Origin of the sequence: Microbacterium sp. Root1433D1, from assembly GCF_001426835.1 — a bacterium.
GTDB lineage: Bacteria > Actinomycetota > Actinomycetes > Actinomycetales > Microbacteriaceae > Microbacterium > Microbacterium maritypicum.
In genome coordinates this window covers 302,024-320,574 of sequence record NZ_LMFN01000003.1, presented here as the reverse complement: position 1 = coordinate 320,574, position 18,551 = coordinate 302,024, and the positions used below count along the sequence as shown (strand labels likewise).

At 67.4% G+C, this 18,551-nt stretch carries 19 protein-coding genes; 2 read left to right on the top strand and 17 right to left on the bottom strand.

Annotation, left to right across the window (positions count from 1 at the left end):
* Positions 1-48: 48 nt before the first annotated feature.
* On the top strand, positions 49-1,038 hold the full coding sequence (locus ASD13_RS12510) for a malate dehydrogenase (protein ID WP_055869646.1): 990 nt from the start codon (positions 49-51) through the stop codon (positions 1,036-1,038).
* A gap of 54 nt (positions 1,039-1,092) precedes the next feature.
* Positions 1,093-1,569: a dehydrogenase gene (locus ASD13_RS12505; protein WP_055869643.1), complete on the top strand. Its 477-nt coding sequence runs from the start codon at positions 1,093-1,095 to the stop codon at positions 1,567-1,569.
* Between the two features lie 20 nt (positions 1,570-1,589).
* Here ASD13_RS12505 and ASD13_RS12500 read toward each other — a convergent pair whose 3' ends face one another.
* The 17 genes from ASD13_RS12500 to ASD13_RS12420 form a co-directional block, all read right to left on the bottom strand.
* Positions 1,590-2,231, bottom strand: a complete 642-nt coding sequence (locus ASD13_RS12500) for a hypothetical protein (RefSeq protein WP_055869640.1) — start codon at positions 2,229-2,231, stop codon at positions 1,590-1,592.
* Positions 2,232-2,264: 33 nt separating this feature from the next.
* Positions 2,265-3,953, bottom strand: coding sequence for an alpha/beta hydrolase (locus tag ASD13_RS12495; protein ID WP_055869637.1), 1,689 nt, complete (start codon positions 3,951-3,953; stop codon positions 2,265-2,267).
* Positions 3,934-4,248 (bottom strand): hypothetical protein, encoded by a 315-nt coding sequence (locus ASD13_RS12490; protein WP_055869634.1) that lies wholly within the window; start codon positions 4,246-4,248, stop codon positions 3,934-3,936. Before ASD13_RS12490 ends, ASD13_RS12495 begins: the two co-directional genes overlap by 20 nt.
* A 167-nt stretch (positions 4,249-4,415) precedes the next feature.
* Positions 4,416-4,703 carry a WXG100 family type VII secretion target gene (locus tag ASD13_RS12485; RefSeq protein ID WP_052678951.1) on the bottom strand — a complete coding sequence of 96 codons (288 nt, stop codon included), beginning with the start codon at positions 4,701-4,703 and terminating at the stop codon, positions 4,416-4,418.
* Positions 4,704-4,912: 209 nt separating this feature from the next.
* Positions 4,913-5,590: a hypothetical protein gene (locus ASD13_RS12480; RefSeq protein WP_055869631.1), complete on the bottom strand. Its 678-nt coding sequence runs from the start codon at positions 5,588-5,590 to the stop codon at positions 4,913-4,915.
* The gene (locus tag ASD13_RS12475) at positions 5,587-6,474 is read right to left on the bottom strand and encodes a hypothetical protein (protein WP_055869628.1); all 888 of its coding nucleotides are present in this window, start codon (positions 6,472-6,474) and stop codon (positions 5,587-5,589) included. The genes ASD13_RS12480 and ASD13_RS12475 overlap by 4 nt, the downstream gene beginning before the upstream one ends.
* 40 nt (positions 6,475-6,514) lie before the next feature.
* Positions 6,515-7,123, bottom strand: coding sequence for a hypothetical protein (locus ASD13_RS12470; RefSeq protein WP_157535635.1), 609 nt, complete (start codon positions 7,121-7,123; stop codon positions 6,515-6,517).
* On the bottom strand, positions 7,120-8,421 hold the full coding sequence (locus ASD13_RS12465) for a putative T7SS-secreted protein (protein ID WP_055869622.1): 1,302 nt from the start codon (positions 8,419-8,421) through the stop codon (positions 7,120-7,122). Before ASD13_RS12465 ends, ASD13_RS12470 begins: the two co-directional genes overlap by 4 nt.
* 14 nt (positions 8,422-8,435) lie before the next feature.
* Positions 8,436-8,783, bottom strand: a complete 348-nt coding sequence (locus tag ASD13_RS12460; protein ID WP_055869619.1) for a hypothetical protein — start codon at positions 8,781-8,783, stop codon at positions 8,436-8,438.
* An 86-nt stretch (positions 8,784-8,869) separates the two neighbouring features.
* Positions 8,870-9,769 carry a hypothetical protein gene (locus tag ASD13_RS12455; RefSeq protein WP_055869616.1) on the bottom strand — a complete coding sequence of 300 codons (900 nt, stop codon included), beginning with the start codon at positions 9,767-9,769 and terminating at the stop codon, positions 8,870-8,872.
* A 78-nt stretch (positions 9,770-9,847) separates the two neighbouring features.
* The gene (locus ASD13_RS12450; protein WP_028501988.1) at positions 9,848-10,135 is read right to left on the bottom strand and encodes a WXG100 family type VII secretion target; all 288 of its coding nucleotides are present in this window, start codon (positions 10,133-10,135) and stop codon (positions 9,848-9,850) included.
* Between the two features lie 125 nt (positions 10,136-10,260).
* The gene (locus tag ASD13_RS12445) at positions 10,261-11,127 is read right to left on the bottom strand and encodes a hypothetical protein (RefSeq protein WP_157535634.1); all 867 of its coding nucleotides are present in this window, start codon (positions 11,125-11,127) and stop codon (positions 10,261-10,263) included.
* A gap of 5 nt (positions 11,128-11,132) precedes the next feature.
* Positions 11,133-11,750, bottom strand: coding sequence for a hypothetical protein (locus ASD13_RS12440; protein ID WP_055869612.1), 618 nt, complete (start codon positions 11,748-11,750; stop codon positions 11,133-11,135).
* The gene (locus ASD13_RS12435) at positions 11,737-12,285 is read right to left on the bottom strand and encodes a hypothetical protein (protein ID WP_055869609.1); all 549 of its coding nucleotides are present in this window, start codon (positions 12,283-12,285) and stop codon (positions 11,737-11,739) included. Before ASD13_RS12435 ends, ASD13_RS12440 begins: the two co-directional genes overlap by 14 nt.
* Entirely contained in the window at positions 12,285-13,547 is a 1,263-nt protein-coding gene (locus tag ASD13_RS12430; RefSeq protein ID WP_055869606.1) for a hypothetical protein, read from the bottom strand. The genes ASD13_RS12435 and ASD13_RS12430 overlap by 1 nt, the downstream gene beginning before the upstream one ends.
* A gap of 1 nt (position 13,548) precedes the next feature.
* Positions 13,549-13,884: a hypothetical protein gene (locus ASD13_RS12425; RefSeq protein ID WP_055869603.1), complete on the bottom strand. Its 336-nt coding sequence runs from the start codon at positions 13,882-13,884 to the stop codon at positions 13,549-13,551.
* A gap of 124 nt (positions 13,885-14,008) precedes the next feature.
* Positions 14,009-18,520, bottom strand: a complete 4,512-nt coding sequence (locus ASD13_RS12420) for an FtsK/SpoIIIE domain-containing protein (protein WP_055869600.1) — start codon at positions 18,518-18,520, stop codon at positions 14,009-14,011.
* Positions 18,521-18,551 lie beyond the last annotated feature (31 nt).

Genomic DNA, 18,551 nt, shown 5'->3' with positions numbered 1-18,551 from the left:
CGAGGGTACTCCGAGCGGAGGCCCCTCCAACGGACGTAGGCTCGGGGCATGACGACCACGATCACCATCACCGGCGCCGGCGGACAGATCGGCTACGCACTGCTGTTCCGCATCGCGGCGGGCGACCTGCTCGGCCCGGATGAGAAGGTGCGTCTGCGACTGCTGGAGATCCCGCAGGGGCTCGGCGCCGCGGAGGGTGCCGCGCTCGAGCTGCAGGACGGCGCGTTCGGTCTGCTCGATCACGTCGAGGTGACCGATGACGCCGCGGTGGGCTTCGACGGTTGCGACCTCGCCCTGTTGGTCGGCGCACGACCGCGCGGCCCTGGCATGGAGCGCGCCGACCTGCTCGCAGCCAACGGCGGCATCTTCGGCCCGCAGGGGGCTGCCATCGCCGCCAATGCCGCAGCAGGCGTGCGTGTCACGGTGGTCGGCAACCCCGCCAACACGAACGCCCTGATCGCGGCGGCTGCGGCCGACGGTGTGCCTGCGGAGCGCTTCACCGCGCTGACGCGGCTGGACGAGAACCGCGCGCGGGCCCAGCTCGCACACACACTCGGCGCTCCCGTGCACACCGTTCGCCGCGTGCCCATCTGGGGCAATCACTCGGCGACGCAGTTCCCCGACATCTCGCACGCGACCGTCGGCGGGCGACCGGTCGCAGAAGCGCTCGAGCAGATCGTGGGCGACGTTCCCGCCTGGCTCGACCAGACGTTCATCCCGCGGGTCGCCAAGCGCGGCGCCGAGATCATCGAGGTCCGCGGCTCGTCGTCCGTGGCATCGGCCGCGAGTGCCACCATCGACCACGTACGCGACTGGGTGCAGGGCACCGACGACTGGACCTCGGCCGGCGTCGTCTCGCACGGCGAGTACGGGGTCCCTGAGGGCCTGATCTCGTCGTTCCCGGTGCGCTCCGTCGACGGCGAGTGGCAGATCGTCGACGGGCTCGAGGTGAGCGACTGGGCGCGCACCAGGATCGACGCCTCCGTGGCGGAACTGCTCCAGGAGCGGGAGACGGTTCAGGCGCTCGGTCTCTTGTGAATCCGGTCGCCGCGGCGTCCGACGACAGGGCAGAATGGATGCCGGAGGTGCGCGATGAGCGAGACGATTGATCCCACGAAGACCACGGCATCGGTCGACGAGGCTCTGACGAGCCCCCTGCACCTGCCGCACGATGCTGCGACGTGCCCGAAGTGCTTCACCGAGCTGCAGCAGAACCGCAACTTCTGGACGGCCCGTCCCGACGGATCGCGTCTGGTCGGCCTCGTCGTCGCCCGCGAGGGGATGCCGTCGGTCGTCGAGCAGCGCGAAGACCTCACCCGTTTCGGTGTCCCGATCGAGGGATTCCGCCACCCTGCGCCCGACATCCTGGAGAGCTGGAACGACCGCCTCGCGCGTCTCATCTCGACCCTGCGCACGGGTGATGTGGTCGTGGTCGCGAACATCAAGGCACTCGGCCTCGACGCCGACGAAGGCGCCCGCACCGCGTCGGAGCTCCGTCGGCACGGCATCATCGTGAAGGTGCTCAGCCACGACGCGCGGCATCTGGCCGACGCGGCCGCCGCTCACTGACCGGGGCGACGCCTCCGACGCTATGGCGTCGGCGTGGGAGTCGGGCCGAACGCCGGCTCGCCTGGTGTCACACCGAAGAAGAGCGGATCGCTCGGCGACTCCTCACGCGGCAGGTACCCGTCCGAAAGGTTCGCATCACCGAAAATCAGGTCACCGAGCTCGTAGCGGTCACCGGACCAGCACTTGGTCGTCGCCGTCACTAGCACGTTGCCGTTCGTGATGAACGTCACCGTCAACAACGAGAAGTCGCCCTGCTCGCGCACGATCACATCGCTCGACTGAATCTCGCCCGACCCCAAGTCCATGCCGTCGAGCTCATAGCCCGCATCCATGAGGTACTTCTGCACAGCGGCGCCTCGCTCGGCATGCTGCTCCGGGCCCACTTTCGTCGACCTGGCGAGAGAGAATTTGTAAGAACCGTCCGGGCACCCCGCCCCCGAAGGCTCCATGCCGAATGAGCCGCCCGGAGCCTCCCACGGGCCGTCGAAGATCAGCGCCTGGACGCCGTTCGTGACTTCGCGATAGTCAAGGTAGTGCTGCTTCGCCTGGGCGACGAGCTCGTCGCCGGTCGGGGTCGCCATGCCGTCTCCTTCATTCGTGCACCCGGTAAGGCCTAACGCGAGCACCGCCATCGCCGCGGTGATCCGCCAGCGCTTCGCCATCCGCCCGCCCCTTGCTGCCGTTGCCACCACGACTCAGTTCCACGCCTGGCCGTTGGCCACGATGTAGGCAATGTTACGGAAGGATTCCGAATCGCGAGCGAGGTATCCGTTGCCTTCTTCCCACCAGCCCCAGATACTGTTGCCGCCGTCGTGCGCCGCGTGGCCCGGGGTTCCGAGGCCGTCCTCGGTGCCGCCGCCCACCTTCGGCACGGAGCCGCCGTCACTTTCGAAGCTGATCGCTCCCGGCAGCTCTTCGGGGTTGGTGCCGTGTCCGAAGGAGCTGTGCTCACCATAGCGGGCGACCAGATCGCCGGGAGCCCGCGACGCGTAGACCTGTGTGCCGGAATAGTCCATCGGATCATTTCCGGTCCACGTCTGGTGGTAGCCGTCCGGCACCCCCGCCGAGCCGACCGCGATCAGATTGTCGACACCGAGGTTGTCGGGGGATCCACCCACCGCCAGGAAAGCGGTCGTGCTGCCGTACGAGTGCCCGATGACGGAGGTCGTGACGCTCGACGACACCTCGTTGTCGAGCCCTCGCAGCGTGGCGCTGAGAGTCGCGGCCCCCTCAGTAGCGCTGCCCATCGTGTGCTCGGTAAGAAGGTTGGGCGAGTCGTATCCGTACCAGGCGATCGTTGCCGACCTGGTCCCGTCGTTGTACCCGTCGGCGAAGAAGTTCAGATCGCGTGCGCTCTGCCCCCATGCCTCGAGGTCTCCAAGGCCCGAGAACATCCCGCCGACGAGCACGTTCACGTTGGTGACGCCTTTGAGCGGGTCGACGGGGTCACCGTTCTCATCCTGAATGGTCACGCCGTACATGACAGCGGCGGTGGCTTGCGGCTGCTCGAAGGGGTTGAACATCAGCAACTGCCCCTGGAACCGGTTGATCTCGATCCCGAGGTTCTCGAACTGCGTGTCCAGCGGCTCGCCGTAGGGTCCGGCGTCGATCACTCGTTCATATGCCGCCCTGTTGGCGAGCATGCGATCGAGGTAGGGCACACCTTCGAGGTTCCCGGTGAAGCCCGGGTACGTGAGACGGAGCGCATCGCGCTGCGCATCGGTGAGACTGTCCCAGATCTCCGTGACCTCGGCAGGGGTATCGGCGTTCGCCAGCGCGTCGATCGCCGAGAGGGTCGAGTCGCTGAGGGTCGAGCCGTCCGAACGGACGAGTCCGGCGATCGCTGCACCATACGCCTCGTCCCAGAGCGCGTATGCAGCTTCCCAGCTCTCCCAGAGGCCTTCGAGGGCGCTGCGTGTCGTGGCGAGCGAGCTCTGCGCGTCGGTGACGTCCTGTTCCGCGGTCGAACGCGTGCTCGCGTCGTCGTCGGGGGTGCACATCTGCTGCTGGGATCGTGCATTCTCGAGATCGGCGACCGCCGCCTCGTTCGCCGCATGCGCGGTCTCGATGTCGTCGATCAGGTCGTTCGCGGTTCTGGCATGCGTCGCGACAGCCTCACCGTAGGCCCGCACGACGTCGGCGATGCGCCCGAGTGTGGCGATGGTCGGGTTCATCCGAGTGGCGAGCAGCCCCGATTCGCGCTGCACGAGAGTGATGCTCTGGCCCCGCCCCTCGAGGCCACCGTCGATGTTGCGCAGCACGATCTGCGCGTTCCCTCCGGCGTCTGTGAGCTTTCCGAGATCGGCATGGATCCCTTCGAGCTGCCCACTGTCATACTCGATCTCCTCGAGCGTCCACCCGCGCTTAGGAGAGGTCAGCGACATAGTCGACATCCCATCCGCTGCCCAGTGAGACGTCGAGGTCTTCGAATGACTCGTTGATGCTCGTCAGTCGATCGGTGATGCCGATCCCCGCGAGATGCTGCGCCCGCGCCTCGAGCATCGCCTGTCCCAGCGCGTTCTCGAGCATGACCCGCAGGCCCGTGCGCCCCGCGGGGTTGCCGACGCCCGTGTCGCGCGCGGCGATGTCGTTCGCGTACATGACGTAGTCACCGACCGAGAAGCTGATCTGCAGGACGGCGCCTTCGAGTGCGCGCTTGTCGATCTCGACGTCTGACATGGCTTCCCCCCGGTTCTGCCGTGATCCACCATAGTTGGACGCTCGTACGGCACCGATGGGGAGAACTGCCCATCGGGCGTGATCCGGAGCTAGAGGGCACGAAGAAGGGGCCGACGGCGAACCGTCGACCCCTTCTCGAGACTGTTGTGTCAGCTGGCGCCGCGGTGTCAGCTGCCGGCGAGCTGCTGATCCAGGTCCTGGATCGCCCGCATCATGCCCAGCAGCGACTCGGACATGTCGTTGATACCGTCGACCGCGGTCTTCAGACCCGTCGTCAGCTCCGTGTACCCCTCACCGAACTTGCCCGACGCATGCTGCGTCTTGAAGTCGTCACCCAGAAGCGTGTCCACCTGACCCTTCAACGTGTCCAACTGACCCTGAATGTCATCACGAGCCTGCGACAGCGACGACGCCACCTGCTCCATCTCTGCATAAGACGCACCGAAATCGGCCATCGTCCACACCTCCGGNCTGACCCTGAATGTCATCACGAGCCTGCGACAGCGACGACGCCACCTGCTCCATCTCTGCATAAGACGCACCGAAATCGGCCATCGTCCACACCTCCGCAAATCGAAAGAACCGGACCCCTCCGGCCCGAATACCCCCACCCTACGGGGCAGCCGCAAACACCGTCGATGGGGACAAGTCCCCATCGACCGCCTCAACTGCCGGGAGTGGGCGTCTGCCCTGCCATGTCCGGGACCGCGGGCTCCTCGGCCAGCTGCTCCCACGCGAAGGTCGAGATCATGGCGTCGCTCAGCAGCTCGATGCCGTCGAGCACCTCGGCGGGGATCACGTCTCCGTCAGGGATCACGATGGTCGACGTGAACACGAGCGCCTTGCGACGCAGCGTCCCCGGTACCGGAATGATGTACGTCACCGTTCGGCCGCCGACCCCGTCGATCGCGGGCGCACCCGCGGGGCGCTTGGCCTCGGTGGACCAGCGGACGATGTGCTTGAGGTTCTCGTCGAGGAACACCGCGCCACGCGCGCGGAATGCCTCGGTCACCCAGGCGTCGAGGTTCTCGCCGTCGGGCGCATCGAGGGCAGAGGCCGTGATCGACAACGGCAGCAGCTCCTCCATCGGCACGTCCTCCTGCCGATAGATCGCGAACACCTTGGTGCGCCGCATGCCCTGGTTGGCCTGCGCCATCATCGTGCGGAACTCGGCGTCCAGATCGGGGCGCCCGGCCTGCATGAAGATCGCACTCGCCTTGCGCACGTCCTCCTGCTGCCCCGCGTTCGTCGGGAGGTGCGTCGTCCACCCCGGGGGCAGCACAAGACGGAAGGCGGGGATGCCGAAGCGGAATTCCACGCCGAGGTCGTTCATCTCGTTCATCGCGTCTGCGCTCTCTTCGTCATGCGTTCCTTGACTTCTGGATTGCCCGGCAGCGCCAGCGTGCTCAGACGCGCGGCACCCAGACCCGTGCGCTTCCAGCGCTTCGCCGCCGACCTCGCGATCGGACGGTAGTCGTGCGTTGCCTCCGTCGCGAGCTCCCGCCACGTCGCGAGCATACCGTCGACGACCTGCCCACGCGCTGCTCGGTTCAGATGCGCGACGCTCCTCGCCGCCTTCCGGCCTGCGTGCTCGACCAACGACCACTCGGCCTCGGGATTGAGCGCGATCCATGCCAGCCGCTCCACGAGCGCCTCGAAGAGTTGGTTCAAATCCTCTCGGAGCGCGGGGAGGCCCGAGAGCAGCCGACGTTCCTCGGTATTCCACGCCTCGGTGATGGCGTGTGCGCAGAAGTAGCATGTCCGTTTCGGGACCACGCGGGATGACGCGTACCCGCACGTGCACTTGTCCTCGACCGCGGCGAGCATCTGATCCAACGTCGCCTGACCGCCACAGGTCGCCTCATCCTCGGGGACGGCCTCGAGCCTGTCGAGGAGCGATGCCGCTCCCGGCGCGTCCACGTCGCCGAGAAGCGCATCGTACGCATTCAGCTTCAGTGCGTCTCTCACCGTGATCCACCTCGCGACTTCGTCTTCCGGCAGAAGGCCGCGTACAGACGCGGCGTAGCCTTCCAACGCCGCTCGCTGCACCAAGGACACCTGGGCGACGAATGCCCCGGCATCGGTCTCTCCGGCGGCTTCCAAGCGGCCGATCACTGCCGTGATCTCCTGGGCACCCGCGCGTCTGGCCACGGCGTGGCGAGCGGCGAGCTCCGGGTATCTCTCCAGCAGCTGCTCCTCGATGCCGATCAGGTCGCGGCGAACCACGATTCAGCGCTTTCCGGTCCCGGGGAACGGATCGCCGAGCTTACGCATGCACGTCTGACGGCAGGGTGATGCCGGAGATGATCTTCGGGATCTGCTCCTCCATGAGAGCGAACGGCTCGAGCGTCGACCCCATCGCCTCGATCATGATCGCAGAGTTGCCGTCGCTCAGCATCACCGTCCAGTTCGCGATGGGGCGCGCCTCCCCGTCGTCGAGGAGCACGGCGGACGTGCGTCGCAGAAGGAAGCCCTTGCCGTGGGAGTCGGTCTCCAATGCCGTGAGCTCGGACGCCGTCGAGTCAGGGAGGGTGGCGATCCCGGTCAGGATGGCAGGGATGTCCAGGTCGGCTGCCGCGGAGACCGTCACCTCGATCACGACGTCGCTGTACACCCCGCGCGGCACGAACCACAGTTGCACGGCGGCGTTGCCGGCGAGACCCAACATGCCCTCGGCCGTGAAGAAGAGCGCCTCGCGGTCCCCGTCCGAGAGCGGGGCCCGTTCGGCGTAGTGCTCGACCGCAGCCGACACCCACTGCTCCCCGATGCTCGGCTCTCGCCGCAGCAGATCAGCCGCGGGCAGTGGGATGAACCACTCCGCGTCGTACGCGAAGTCCCATCGCGCCGCGCCGTCGGCGACCGGCACCGACGTCATCGGGTGAGACCGTTGAGCATGCTGGCCGGCGACAGACCACCGGAAGGGCTGCCGCCCGCGAGAGCCACGCCCTTGTCCGCCCACTTGTACACGTTGTAGGCCTGCTCGAACAGGTCGGGCGCCGGAGACTTCGCGAGGCTGGAGAGCGCATCCGGCAGCTGGTTCATCAACCGGTTCCCGTACCCGGTGCCGGCCGCGACCGCCTCCTGGAAGGAGACGGTGAACGAGCGATTCGATCCGCCGAGGAAACGCTGGCCGAGCCCCGCGAGGGTGAACGGACCGGTCATGCGTGTCCGCGAGGCGTTCTGTACGAAGTTCGCGAAGTTCGCCTTGCTCATCACACCCCAGCTGCCCTTCGGAGCCGCGGTGATTCCACGGATGTTACGGATCTGGCCGAGCGGTCCGGTGAGCTGCTTCGGAATCGCCTTGAAGAACTTCCCGAATCCTTGTCCGAGCTTCCCGATCGGGAGGATCCCGATGATCGACATCGCGAGATCGCCCCAGCCCTTGCGCCCATCGAACATCAGGGCGACCGTGAGTGCGAGTGCGATGACGCCGACCACCAGAGCAGCGATAGCGAAGAAGGGCCCGCCGATGATGAGTCCGAGCACGGCGATGGCGAGGCCGATCCAGCTCACCCACTCGGCCACCACGGCGAGGACACCGGCGATGTTCTCCCAGGTGGAGTCCTCGCCGATCTTGTTCGCGTCGGTGAGCCCCGAGACGGCGGTCTCATAGGCCGTGTGCCAGGTGTCGTACTCGCCGTCGAACGCGTCGAGGTTGTCGTTGTGGGTGGTCTCCGCGGTGTTGAGGGTCGATGCCGCGCCGGAGGCGGCGTTCGCGAGATTCGTGCCGGCCGTCGTGCTCGCCGATGTGTCTTCGGGTGCCGGTGGGTTCAGCCGCGTCGACGTGTTGTGCGCCTGGAGCGCATCGGCGGCGTCGGCGGCATTCGACTGCGCGGTCTGCAGCTCGGTGAGGCTGGTCTGGCAGTCGGCCACGATGGTGCGCATGCGGCTCTGCGCGGTCTCGAGCGCCGCGGCGTAGTTGTTCAGCGTGGTCCCTGCGGGCTTGTAGCGGCGACCCGCCTCGTCGAGATCCTTGTGGACGTCGTCGACGACATCCTTGATCTTGTCCATCGCGTAGCCCTCGCCTTCGATGGAGCCGTCCTTGATCCCCTTGAGCGTCGCGGCGGCACTGACCATGCTGTCACCGAGCTCGACGATCTTCGTCCCCCTGTCGGCGATCGCCACGGCATCTCCGGCCACGACCTCGACGTCACGCCCCTTGTTCGTCTGCATCTGCTTCGCTCCCCCTAGACCGCGGCCGGCTGACGGCCGGCGCCCGGCGCGTTCCCCGAACCCGACTGCTCCATCGACGTCGCCATCTCGGTGTCGAGGCTCGTGACCTCGTCGACCGTGCCCTTGACGCGATCGGCGACCTCTTTGAGCTTGGTGAGCAGTTTGTCGCGGCTGTCGTTCCAGCTGCCCTCGAAGTCGTGGCAGCGATCCTTCAGACGTCCGTCGCCGTAGGGCCTGCCGACGGCGTTCTCGACGTCATCCTGCTTCGCCGCGGCCGACTCCAGCTCGGCCACGATCGCCGTGAGCTTCTCGCTGGTCGTCTGCAGATCACTGATCGGCACGAGCATGCGTTCGCCTGCCATGACCCCCTCCTTCTTTCCCGGACGCTATGACGCTACTGGGAAGCTCCGCGCGACGCGATGGGGAGTAGTCCCCATCCGCCGACACCTCAGACCTTCCAGCTGCTGTTCCTGCGCTTCCCCAGAATGCGCTCAGCGACCTTGATCACGTCGGCCATCGAGAGGAGCGAGAGTTCAGTGAGAGCCGCCGCACCGGGGCCGCGCTTCTGCGCCTTCGCAGCGGTGGTCCGAACCGCGGGGCGCGCGTCTCGGGAGAGCATCTCGACGAAGCTCGACCAACGCCGGAGGTCGAGTTTCGCCAGCTCGACGCGGTGCGCGCGGCGAAGACGTGAGAGTCGACGTCCGCCAGCTCTGCGCGTCGCGCTCGCCTCGTCGGCCGTGTAGTCGCCGCGACTCTGCGCCACTTTGGCCTGCTTCTGCGCAGTCACCTCGATGACTCGCGCAACCTCTTCCGCGTACGCAGGCATGGCCCGCAGGAGTCGCCGTTCCTCGGCCACCCAGCGCCGCAGGAGCACGTCACCGCACTCCGGACACAGCTTCTGCGGCATGACGCCATCGACCGCATAGCCGCATGCGCAGTCGATACCGCCGCGCTGCTGCGCCCGATGCGGACGTCCGCCGAGCTTCGCCCGCAGGAGCGAGGCTCCCACCGCGCTGCGCCCGAGCTCGTCCGCGAGGAATCCCTCGCCGCTCCTGCGCTGCATGTCGGCGACCAGCAGCTCCCAGCGCTCCTGGTCTGCCGGTCGGATCAGCGGGCGAGCGGAGGCCGCATATTCGTCCAACACCGCGGTGATCTCCGCCTCCTGAGCGGCGCGCTTCAACGCCGTCGCCGACGTCGCTCCCGGCCAGGACGGGAACGCGATGTGGGCCGCGAGTTCCCGCATCCGAGCGTCACCCGAGACTCCCGCCGCCTCATGCAGCGCGGCCAGGGGCGCATTCGCCTCCAGCACACCGCGTTCGAACTCCTCGACAGCCTCAGACGCACTCATGCTCCCAGAGTAAACGCCTGCGAACGACGAAGAGGGCCGACCGTCATGGTCGACCCTCTTCGTGAAACCGTGCTGCTGTCAGCTGCCGGCGAGCTGCTGATCCAGGTCCTGGATCGCCCGCATCATGCCCAGCAGCGACTCCGACATGTCGTTGATACCGTCGACCGCGGTCTTCAGACCCGTCGTCAGCTCCGTGTACCCCTCACCGAACTTCCCCGACGCATGCTGCGTCTTGAAGTCCTCACCCAGAAGCGTGTCCACCTGACCCTTCAACGTGTCCAACTGACCCTGAATGTCATCACGAGCCTGCGACAGCGACGACGCCACCTGCTCCATCTCTGCATAAGACGCACCGAAATCGGCCATCGTCCACACCTCCGGAAATCGATTGAACCAGACCACTCCGGCCCGGATAACTCCACCCTACGGACAAACCATCAGGGCCGTCGATGGGGACAACTCCCCATCCCCACTGCAGCGCCCGACGAGCGTCAGGGGCGCGGGATGACGCCGGCGATGTCGATCTCGCCGTCATAGGCGAGCCACGTGAGCCATGCGGCCGGTGTCATCGTCCGCGCCTGGGCGACACTGCCGGCATCGACACCGCGCTCCGCCAGCTGATCGAGCCGCGCCAGCCAGTCGGCCTTCGTCGACGCGTCCTGTCGGGTGGACGATGCCGCCCATTCCGCCTCCCGACGCATCTCCCGAACGGAGTCCGTCTGCGGTCGCGACGGCCCGACAGATGCAGGAACCGCGGAGCGCCGGCGCACCAGGTCGCTGCGCACGGCGATGCCGATGATCAACAGCACGCTCACCGCGGTCATCGGCAGCCAGACCGCGAGGTCCTGCGGGGCGAAGCCACGCCCGTCACCGCCGCCGACCGCCAGGCGGAAGATCAGGATGCCCGCGCAGATCACGCCGACCAGCACCGCGAGGGTCTCGCCCGTCCGCGCGCTCTTCGGATCGGGCACGCGCAGCATCAGCACGATCAGCAGTACAGGGAGCGCGATCACGCCGGCGACGAGAGCAACCGAGAGCGCGGTGCTCGGGTCTGTGAACGAGTTCCTTCGATCAGCAGGTCCGAGCATCACGGCCTGCACCAGAGCGGCGACGAGTCCGATACCGAGCAGCACTCCCCAGATCACGCGATAGGCCGTGCCGGACTCGCGCTCCGGTGATGCCCCCGCCGCCGACACCGGTGGCGCACCCGCACTGGTCACGAACCGCGCGCGACGCAGATGCAGCTTCCAGAGCCGACTGAACAGCGCGGACGCGGTCTGCGGATCCGCACGAAGCGCCTTCACGGCTTCCGTTCCGACCACCCGAACCGCGGCGTCGTCTCCGGAGAGACGGATCACAGGCTTCACTCGTCGGTATCCACGTCGTCGGCCACCCAGGTCACGGTTGATGCCATCGCATCGAAGATCATTCGCACGGCGACAGCGTACTCGTCGTCGTCCGCCGTCTCGGCACCGACGATCGTGCTGCCCGTGAGCATGAGCGCCTTCCGGCGGTTCGTGCCCGGCACCGAAATCACGTAGATGCTCTGCGCGCGATGCGTCTCATCGTCGAGTCCGGCCCTGCGGTCCCGCCAGTAGACGATCCGCCCCTCCGTGTCGAGCAGCTCGGCACCGTCGCGGATCCGCGACGTGACCCATGCGTCGAGAGGGCCGTCGGGCGAATCGATGAACGTCGCGATCATCGACAGCGCGAGCGGGTCCTTTCCTGGAGTCCTTTCCGAAGGGAGGAACACGTACTTCGCACCCGCTTCGGCCAGCCCCTTCATCGCACTGTTGAGCTGCGAGGTGAACATGCCGTCGAGGTCAGGCCGACCTGCTCGGGCGAAGGCCGGCCGGGTGCGCTGCTCGAGCTGTGCTCCCAGCTCCGGGGTCACCGGCCAACTCGCCCACTCCGCAGGGAGCAGGATCCGGAAGCGCGGCGTTCCCGAGGAGAGACCGAGCAGTTCCTCACGCAGCGACATGCTGACCCGATCCGATCAGTGCGACGACGATCCGCTCGATGAGCTCTTCGAACACCGGCATCCCCACACCGAGGTGGGGCAGACTCGGACTGGTCACGACGACCTCCAGCAGTGCGCCGTCGCGCAGCAGTTCGTAGTGCAGCGTTCCCAGGATGCCGACGTCCGGCACCTGGGTGATCGTGGAGATGACCCGACCCACTGCGGGATCGTGCTCGCGCAACGGCAGGACCTGCCGCGGAAGCGCGGCGGGTGCGAGCTCCGGCAGATCGTCGAGGGAGGCGAGATCGCTCTCCGTGGCGTAGATCGCCACGAGTGCGCGTCCTGGCAGGCCGTCAGGGCAGAACAGCAGCGTGGCGAACGCTGTCGGATCCGCGCTCGCGGTGAGGGAGATGAGTGCCTCGACGGTCTCCTCGGGGTCGCGCTCCGGCTCGGACTGCAGCGTCGCGACCTTCTCGCGCGCCCAGACTCCCGGATCCACGTCGGAGGGAACCGGCAGCAACCAGCGATCGTCGATGTCGACCTCGATGCTCCGCATCAGAATCCCCACCCGCTCGTCGTCCTGTCATAGGCGAAGCCCGCTCCGGCCTTACCCAGGTTGTCGAGGAAGTCGAGCGCGGCATTGCCGCCGGACAGCATGTCATCCATGACGCTGCCGTTCGGCGTGTTGCCGAGGAACGACCGAAGGTTGTTGAAGGCCGCGTTCGAGAGACCGGAGGCGCCGTCGCCGATCGCACCGGCCCACGAACCTTCGCTGCCGCGGAGCAGCCGGCTGAGCATCGACGGCGACTCGAGTCCGTTGAAGAAGTTCCGCATGACTGCGGTGCCGTTGCGGTTGACGGCACCACCGGCATGGAAGACCTGACCGAGGTTGCCTTCGGCGAGCACACCCGTCAATCTCGACCCGCCACGCCATCCGGCACCGACCATGTCGCCACCCATGCCGAGCAGCCCCCGACCGAGCGACGCCAGTCCCGGAGCAGCCTTGAAGCCCTTGACGAGCGCGAACGCCTTGCCGAACGGGAACACGCCGACGGCCGCCATCGCGATGTCCCATCCGTTGCCGCGGCCGCAGCTGACCTTCCACACCGTGACGGCGAGTGCGGCCAGGCCGATGATCGCCGCCGCGAGGATGAAAGGACCGCCGATGATGCACGCCGCCACCGCGAGCACGATGCCCGCGTAGGAGAGGATCGTGCCGAGAGCCTCCAGCCAGGGCAGCTGGTCATCCCACCACGAGTCCTTGACGCCCTCGTCGTTCGCGGTCTGAATGCCCGCCCTGGCCCGCTCGTAGGCCTCCCACCACGTGTCGTACACGCCCTCGTATTCGACGGCCTTGGCCTTCCAGGCATCGTGGTCGCCGTCGACGTCGGCGAGCGACGTGCGGTCATCCGTGGATTCGCCCTCTGCGGGCTCCGGGAGCTTCGAGTCGTCCTCGTAGCTGCCGGCGGTGGTCTGATAGGCGTTCCAGAGATCCTCGAGGTCGGGGATCAGCGTGCTCAGAGTCGACTTCACGCCTTCGAGTGTCCGTGCGTACTCGATGATGTGCGTGCCGCTCGGCTGGTAACGCTCGCCCGCCTTGCGCAGATCATCCTTGACGTCGGTGACGTCGCCCTTCAAGGCATCGAGGCTCTTCCCCCGGCACTCGGCGCCCAGGTCGATCGTGGCGAGCAGATCTGCGGCGGCCAGCATCTGGTCGCCGAGACTCTCGATCTCGATCCCACGGAGCTCGATCGCGGGGGCCTCCCCCTCGATCGGGATGATCTCGTACTGCTTGCCTGCGGTGGGTGTCCTGTCCATGTCAGCGTGCCCCGTTCGGTTCGACCTGCGGCGGGTTCTCGGTGGTGTCGAGGTTCTTCGCCGCCTCGAGGTCGAAGTCCGTCCACGCCGTGGCGAAGTCGACGACCCGCTCCTTCGCGCTCTCGAGCTTCGACTTCAGGGTGTCGCGCTTGTCGTTCCAGTCGCTTTCGAAGCGGCTGATCTCGCTGCGCAGGGCCGTCTCGCCGTGCGGGGCGCCGATCGCGGATTCCAGGGCGTCGCTGCGTGTACCGGCGCTCTCGAACTCCTTGATGATGTTGCCCAACGACGTGTTCAACTGCTCCAGCTGCGACATGGGGATGTTGATGTCAGTTCCCACGACGATACCTCCTCGATTCCACCGATCGACTTCTGACCACTGCGTGCGCGTCGGCTCTCATCACGACCCTCCCCACCCTAAGGAGAACCGGCGGGTTCCACGATGGGCACAACTCCCCATCGGGTCATGCCTTCCTCTCCGCCTCCACCAACGGCAGCTGGACCGTGACCTGACGGCCCGCCTGCACGAAGATCCCTCGCCCCTCCGGGAAGTCCGTGCGCTTGACCTTCGGGAACGGCACTTTGAACACGGCATCGCCGTCGAAGGCATCCGGTTTGAGGATGATGCCCTTGCGGCCGGCCTTGAAGTCCGCGATGAAACCGAACCCGCTGGTCACCTGAGTCACGTCGGCGTCGCCGATGAGAAGGTGGTCGCTGCGGTTGATCGCCTGGAACAGAGCCTTCATCTCGCGCTCCGCCGGGCTGTCCGCGAACTGCGGGACATCCTCGACGACGACGAGCAGACGCACGCCCAACGTCTCGTCGGTGGCGATCTCGGTGATCTCCTTGGCCAGTTCCTTGGCGTCCTCCGGGGTCACCGCACTGCGGGTCCACTCGACGTAGTCCTTGAGCTGCGCCCGCCGCCCGCCGAAGTGGAAGAGCTTGATCTGCGGGTCGAGCCGACGCATCGAGGTGATGATGGCCTTGAGGGCGTTGGTCTTGCCCGACGAGGGCGGCCCCGCCACGACGAACGTGCCGACCGGATCGAAGTCGCGGGCGGCCAGAGTGTCCTCCGCGACGCCGAGCACCGGGAACTCGCCCAGTCGATCGGGCAGGTCGCGCACCGACAGGCGAGTGGGAAGTGCGCCGATCTCCGGCACCTCACGCGCCCCGGCTTCGCGCAGCGACTCGGCAAGCTTCTCGAGGAGCTTGGTCTGCTCCGCGACGTTCGGAGTCCCCCCGAGCGTCGCGATCTGGGTCTCCCGGCCGTCGACGATGGCACGACCAGGCGCCGAACGCTCGTCCAGCACGTCCTTGGGAGCGTTGAGCATCGCATATCCGGACTCGTCGGAGAGCCGCAGCACCACACGCCGCGAGACGTTCGCACTGACCGCGGTCGGCACAGAGCCCGAGCGGTCGGCGCTCGCGATCACGTGCACGCCCAGCGGGCGCCCCTCCCCGAGGATGCGCATGAACGTCTGATAGAACGGCATGCGCGCGGTGGTGGACTCCCACTCGCTGCGGAACTGCGGGAAGCCGTCGATCAGGAGCAGGATGCGCGCCTCGTCCTTACCGGTGATCTCGCGGTACTCGGTCAGGCTGGAGGCATTGGCGGCGCTGAAGCGCTTTCCACGGTCATCGAGCACCTTGGCGAGCGAGCGGAGAACGCGCTGCACACGCTCGGAATCGTCGCCCGAGATGATCGACCCGACATGCGGCAGCATCTCCAGGCTCTTGAGCGAGCCGGAACCGAAGTCGAGGCCGTACACCTCGACGTTCGAATGCGCGGAGTCGAACCCGGCGGCGATCGCGATCGTGCGCAGCACGGTCGACTTGCCCGATCCACTCGTACCGTAGACGAGCAGCGACCCGTCCTTGTCGGGATGGAAGTAGGCCGGCTCCTGCAGCTGACGCTCCGGGACATCCATCTTGCCGAGCAGCACCTGTCCGTCGCCGAGCACCGGGAGGTCGCGCATGTCGACGGCGCCCTCCAGATCGTCGAGCCACGGGCGTCGGGGCGCCGGGATGCGCGCCTGTCGCGCCGCGTTCACGAGCGTCGCCACGATGCGCTTCTGGTCGTTGGGTCCGAGGTCTTCGTCGTGGGAGTCGGACTCCGGAGCCTGCTCGGCCTCCCAGGTCTGGATCGAGCCGAACCGGAGCTCGGCGACCTTGACCTCGGCGACCTGCACCTCATCGGTCGTCCACCCGCCCGCGTAGGCGGACTGGAAGGGCACGAGACGCCCGGGACCGGTCTTCGCGATACCGCGCCCGGGTAGCGACGGCGAGAACGTCGCCGCCACCGGATCATCGACGACGTCCTTGGAATCGGATTCGTCGGCCATACGCAGCGCGACGCGGAGGTTGGTGTTCGCGCGGAGGTTGTCCTTGATGACGCCAGCGGGGCGCTGCGTCGCCATGATCAGGTGGATGCCGAGGGAGCGACCGCGCTGAGCGATGTCGACGACGCCGTCCACGAACTCCGGCACCTCTCCGGCGAGCGCGGCGAACTCGTCGATCACGAGCACCAGCGCGGGCGGGGTCTCCGGGTCGCGGCGCTTCTCGAGCTCGAGCAGGTCCTTCGCCTTCTTGCGGTTGAAGAGGTGCTCGCGGTGATGCAGCTCCGCGCGCAGGCTGGTGAGCGCACGCCGCACGAGGTGCGGGCTGAGGTCGGTGACGAGCCCCACCGTGTGCGGGAGGTCGACGCAGTCGGCGAAGGCGGAGCCGCCCTTGTAGTCGACGAAGAGGAATGTGACACGGTCAGGGCTGTGGGCGGCCGCCATGCCGAGCACCCACGCCTGCAGGAACTCGCTCTTGCCGGCACCGGTCGTGCCGCCGACGAGCGCATGCGGACCCTGTGTGCGCAGGTCGAGGGTCATCGCATCGGTCTGCGACTGGCCGATGATGGCGCGCAGGTTCCCGGCCTTCTTGAGACGGGACTGGGGCGCGCCGGAGCGGTCGATGATGGTGTTGTTCTGCCGCCAGCGGTCGATCACGGCGTTCGCATCCTCAGCGACCTCGTTCCCCACGAGCGAGAGGAAGCTGACCGAGTTCGGGATGTCGGAGGAATCCTCGATCACGGTGCTCGAATCGACGACCGGAGCCAGACGCTTCGCGAACATCATCATGTACGCGTGCGAGACGCCCTCTACCTGCACTCCGTGGTAGTCCACGCCGCTGCGGACGGTGCCGACCACGGCGTCGCCGAGCCCGGCGCTCACATCCACGAAGGTACGGCACGCCGCGGGCAGCGCTTCGACGACCGGGGCGACGAAGAGGGCGTAGACGCCGACGTCGGCACCACGCTCCAGGATCTGGGTCAGGCGGGCCCGGTCCACGGGGGCGTCATTGGTCACGATGACCAGGATCGCGGTCTGCCCGGGGAACGTGGCGTCCTCGGCCGCGCGCTTGACGTCGGTGCCGTAACGCATCGGATCCCAGTCGGCGCCGTACGGAGGACGCGCCGACTTCGACTCCCGCGAGCGACGCAGCACGATCTCCTCGAGACCGCTGAGCAGGGCCGTGCCGGTCGAGGCGGAATCCGCGAGCGGCATCTCCTTGAACGGGTTGCGCTCGCTCGAGGTGTGCGGCAGCCACTTGAGCCAGTCGAGCTCGTTCGCCCACCCCGGCTCGGTGAGGGCGACCGTGACCAGTTCGTTCGGCGAGTGCGTTCCGAACAGCTGGACCGCGATGCCGCGCAGCGCATCGCTGGCGAGCGAGGTCGGCCCCGCGACACCGATGGACCCCACACTCTGCAGGGATTCCAGGATGGGTACGTCGGCGATCATCCGGTACCGCTCCTCGAGACGGTCGACACGTTCGACGTACTCGACGAGCGCCTCCGGAGTCTCGGTGCGCTTGATGCGGGTGCGCGCCTCGCTCTCGCACACCCCGAGCCGCATGGCGAGGAAGTTCCAGTGCTCCGGTCGGCGCGTCCACAGCAGGGGGCCGAGGCGCATCGCCTCGTCGAACACCACCGCGACGGCCGGCACCTCGTTCTGCCGCACCTCCCGCTCCTTCGGGTGCGAGTGGTAGAGCGTCTCCTCGAGTCGCTCGAACTGCTCCTCGAACGACTCCGCCTCCTTGCGCAGGCGCTGGCCGATGTTGGTCTTCTGCGAGATGAAGTTGCCGAACATCATCATCGGTGATGCGGCGGCGATCAACAGGGACGCGGGGCGCTGCGTGATGCTGAACATCGTGACGGCCAGCAGGATCGGCGCGACGAGCATGGGCCAGGGGAAGAGTCTCGACGGCTGGTCGCGCGGGTAGCGCGGTTCGTCCAGCTCCTGACCGGTGAAGCGTTCCTCGACCCGGGGGCTGCGGTTGAACATCAACGCTCCCCCGCGCTCGAGCACGGGGTCGCCCGACGCCGAACCGTCGAAGTCGCTGACCATGTGCACGACGAACTCGCAGTCGCCGAGCACGAACGTCTGACCGGGAATGACCCGGAGGCGTTGGACCAGACCGCCGTCCACGAGGATGCCGTTGGCCGAGTTCAGGTCGACCAGCTCGACGAACGTGGTCGCGACCTCGATCCTGGCGTGGCGCTTGGAGACGAGCGGATCGGCGATGGTGACATCGTTGGCGGCGTCTCGCCCGATCAGGAAGTGCCCGATGGGCAGCGGGAACTCCTGACCGGCGGCGGGTCCGGCGACGACCGTGAGCACCGCGGCAGGACGCGCACCGGCGCCTCCCGTCGAGGCCCGGTGGGGTCCGACGTTGACCACCTCGGCGAGGAATCCGGAGCCGATCGGGGCGTCACCCACGAGCAGGTCGGGGTTGAGCATAGTGAGCTGCTCGCTGGTCGGCGGCGCCACGGAGAGGGTGAGCACATCGGCCGCTCCCGCCGCGATGCTGCGCGCCGGGTCGGTCGTGGCGATCTGTCGCGCGACATCGGCGATCGTCGCGGTCGAGTCCGCCATCACGACCACATCGGTCAGAGGTGCTGCAGGTCGACGCAGGGTCAGCTTGACTCTCATCGCTCGTCCTCACCGCGCCGAGGGCGCATCT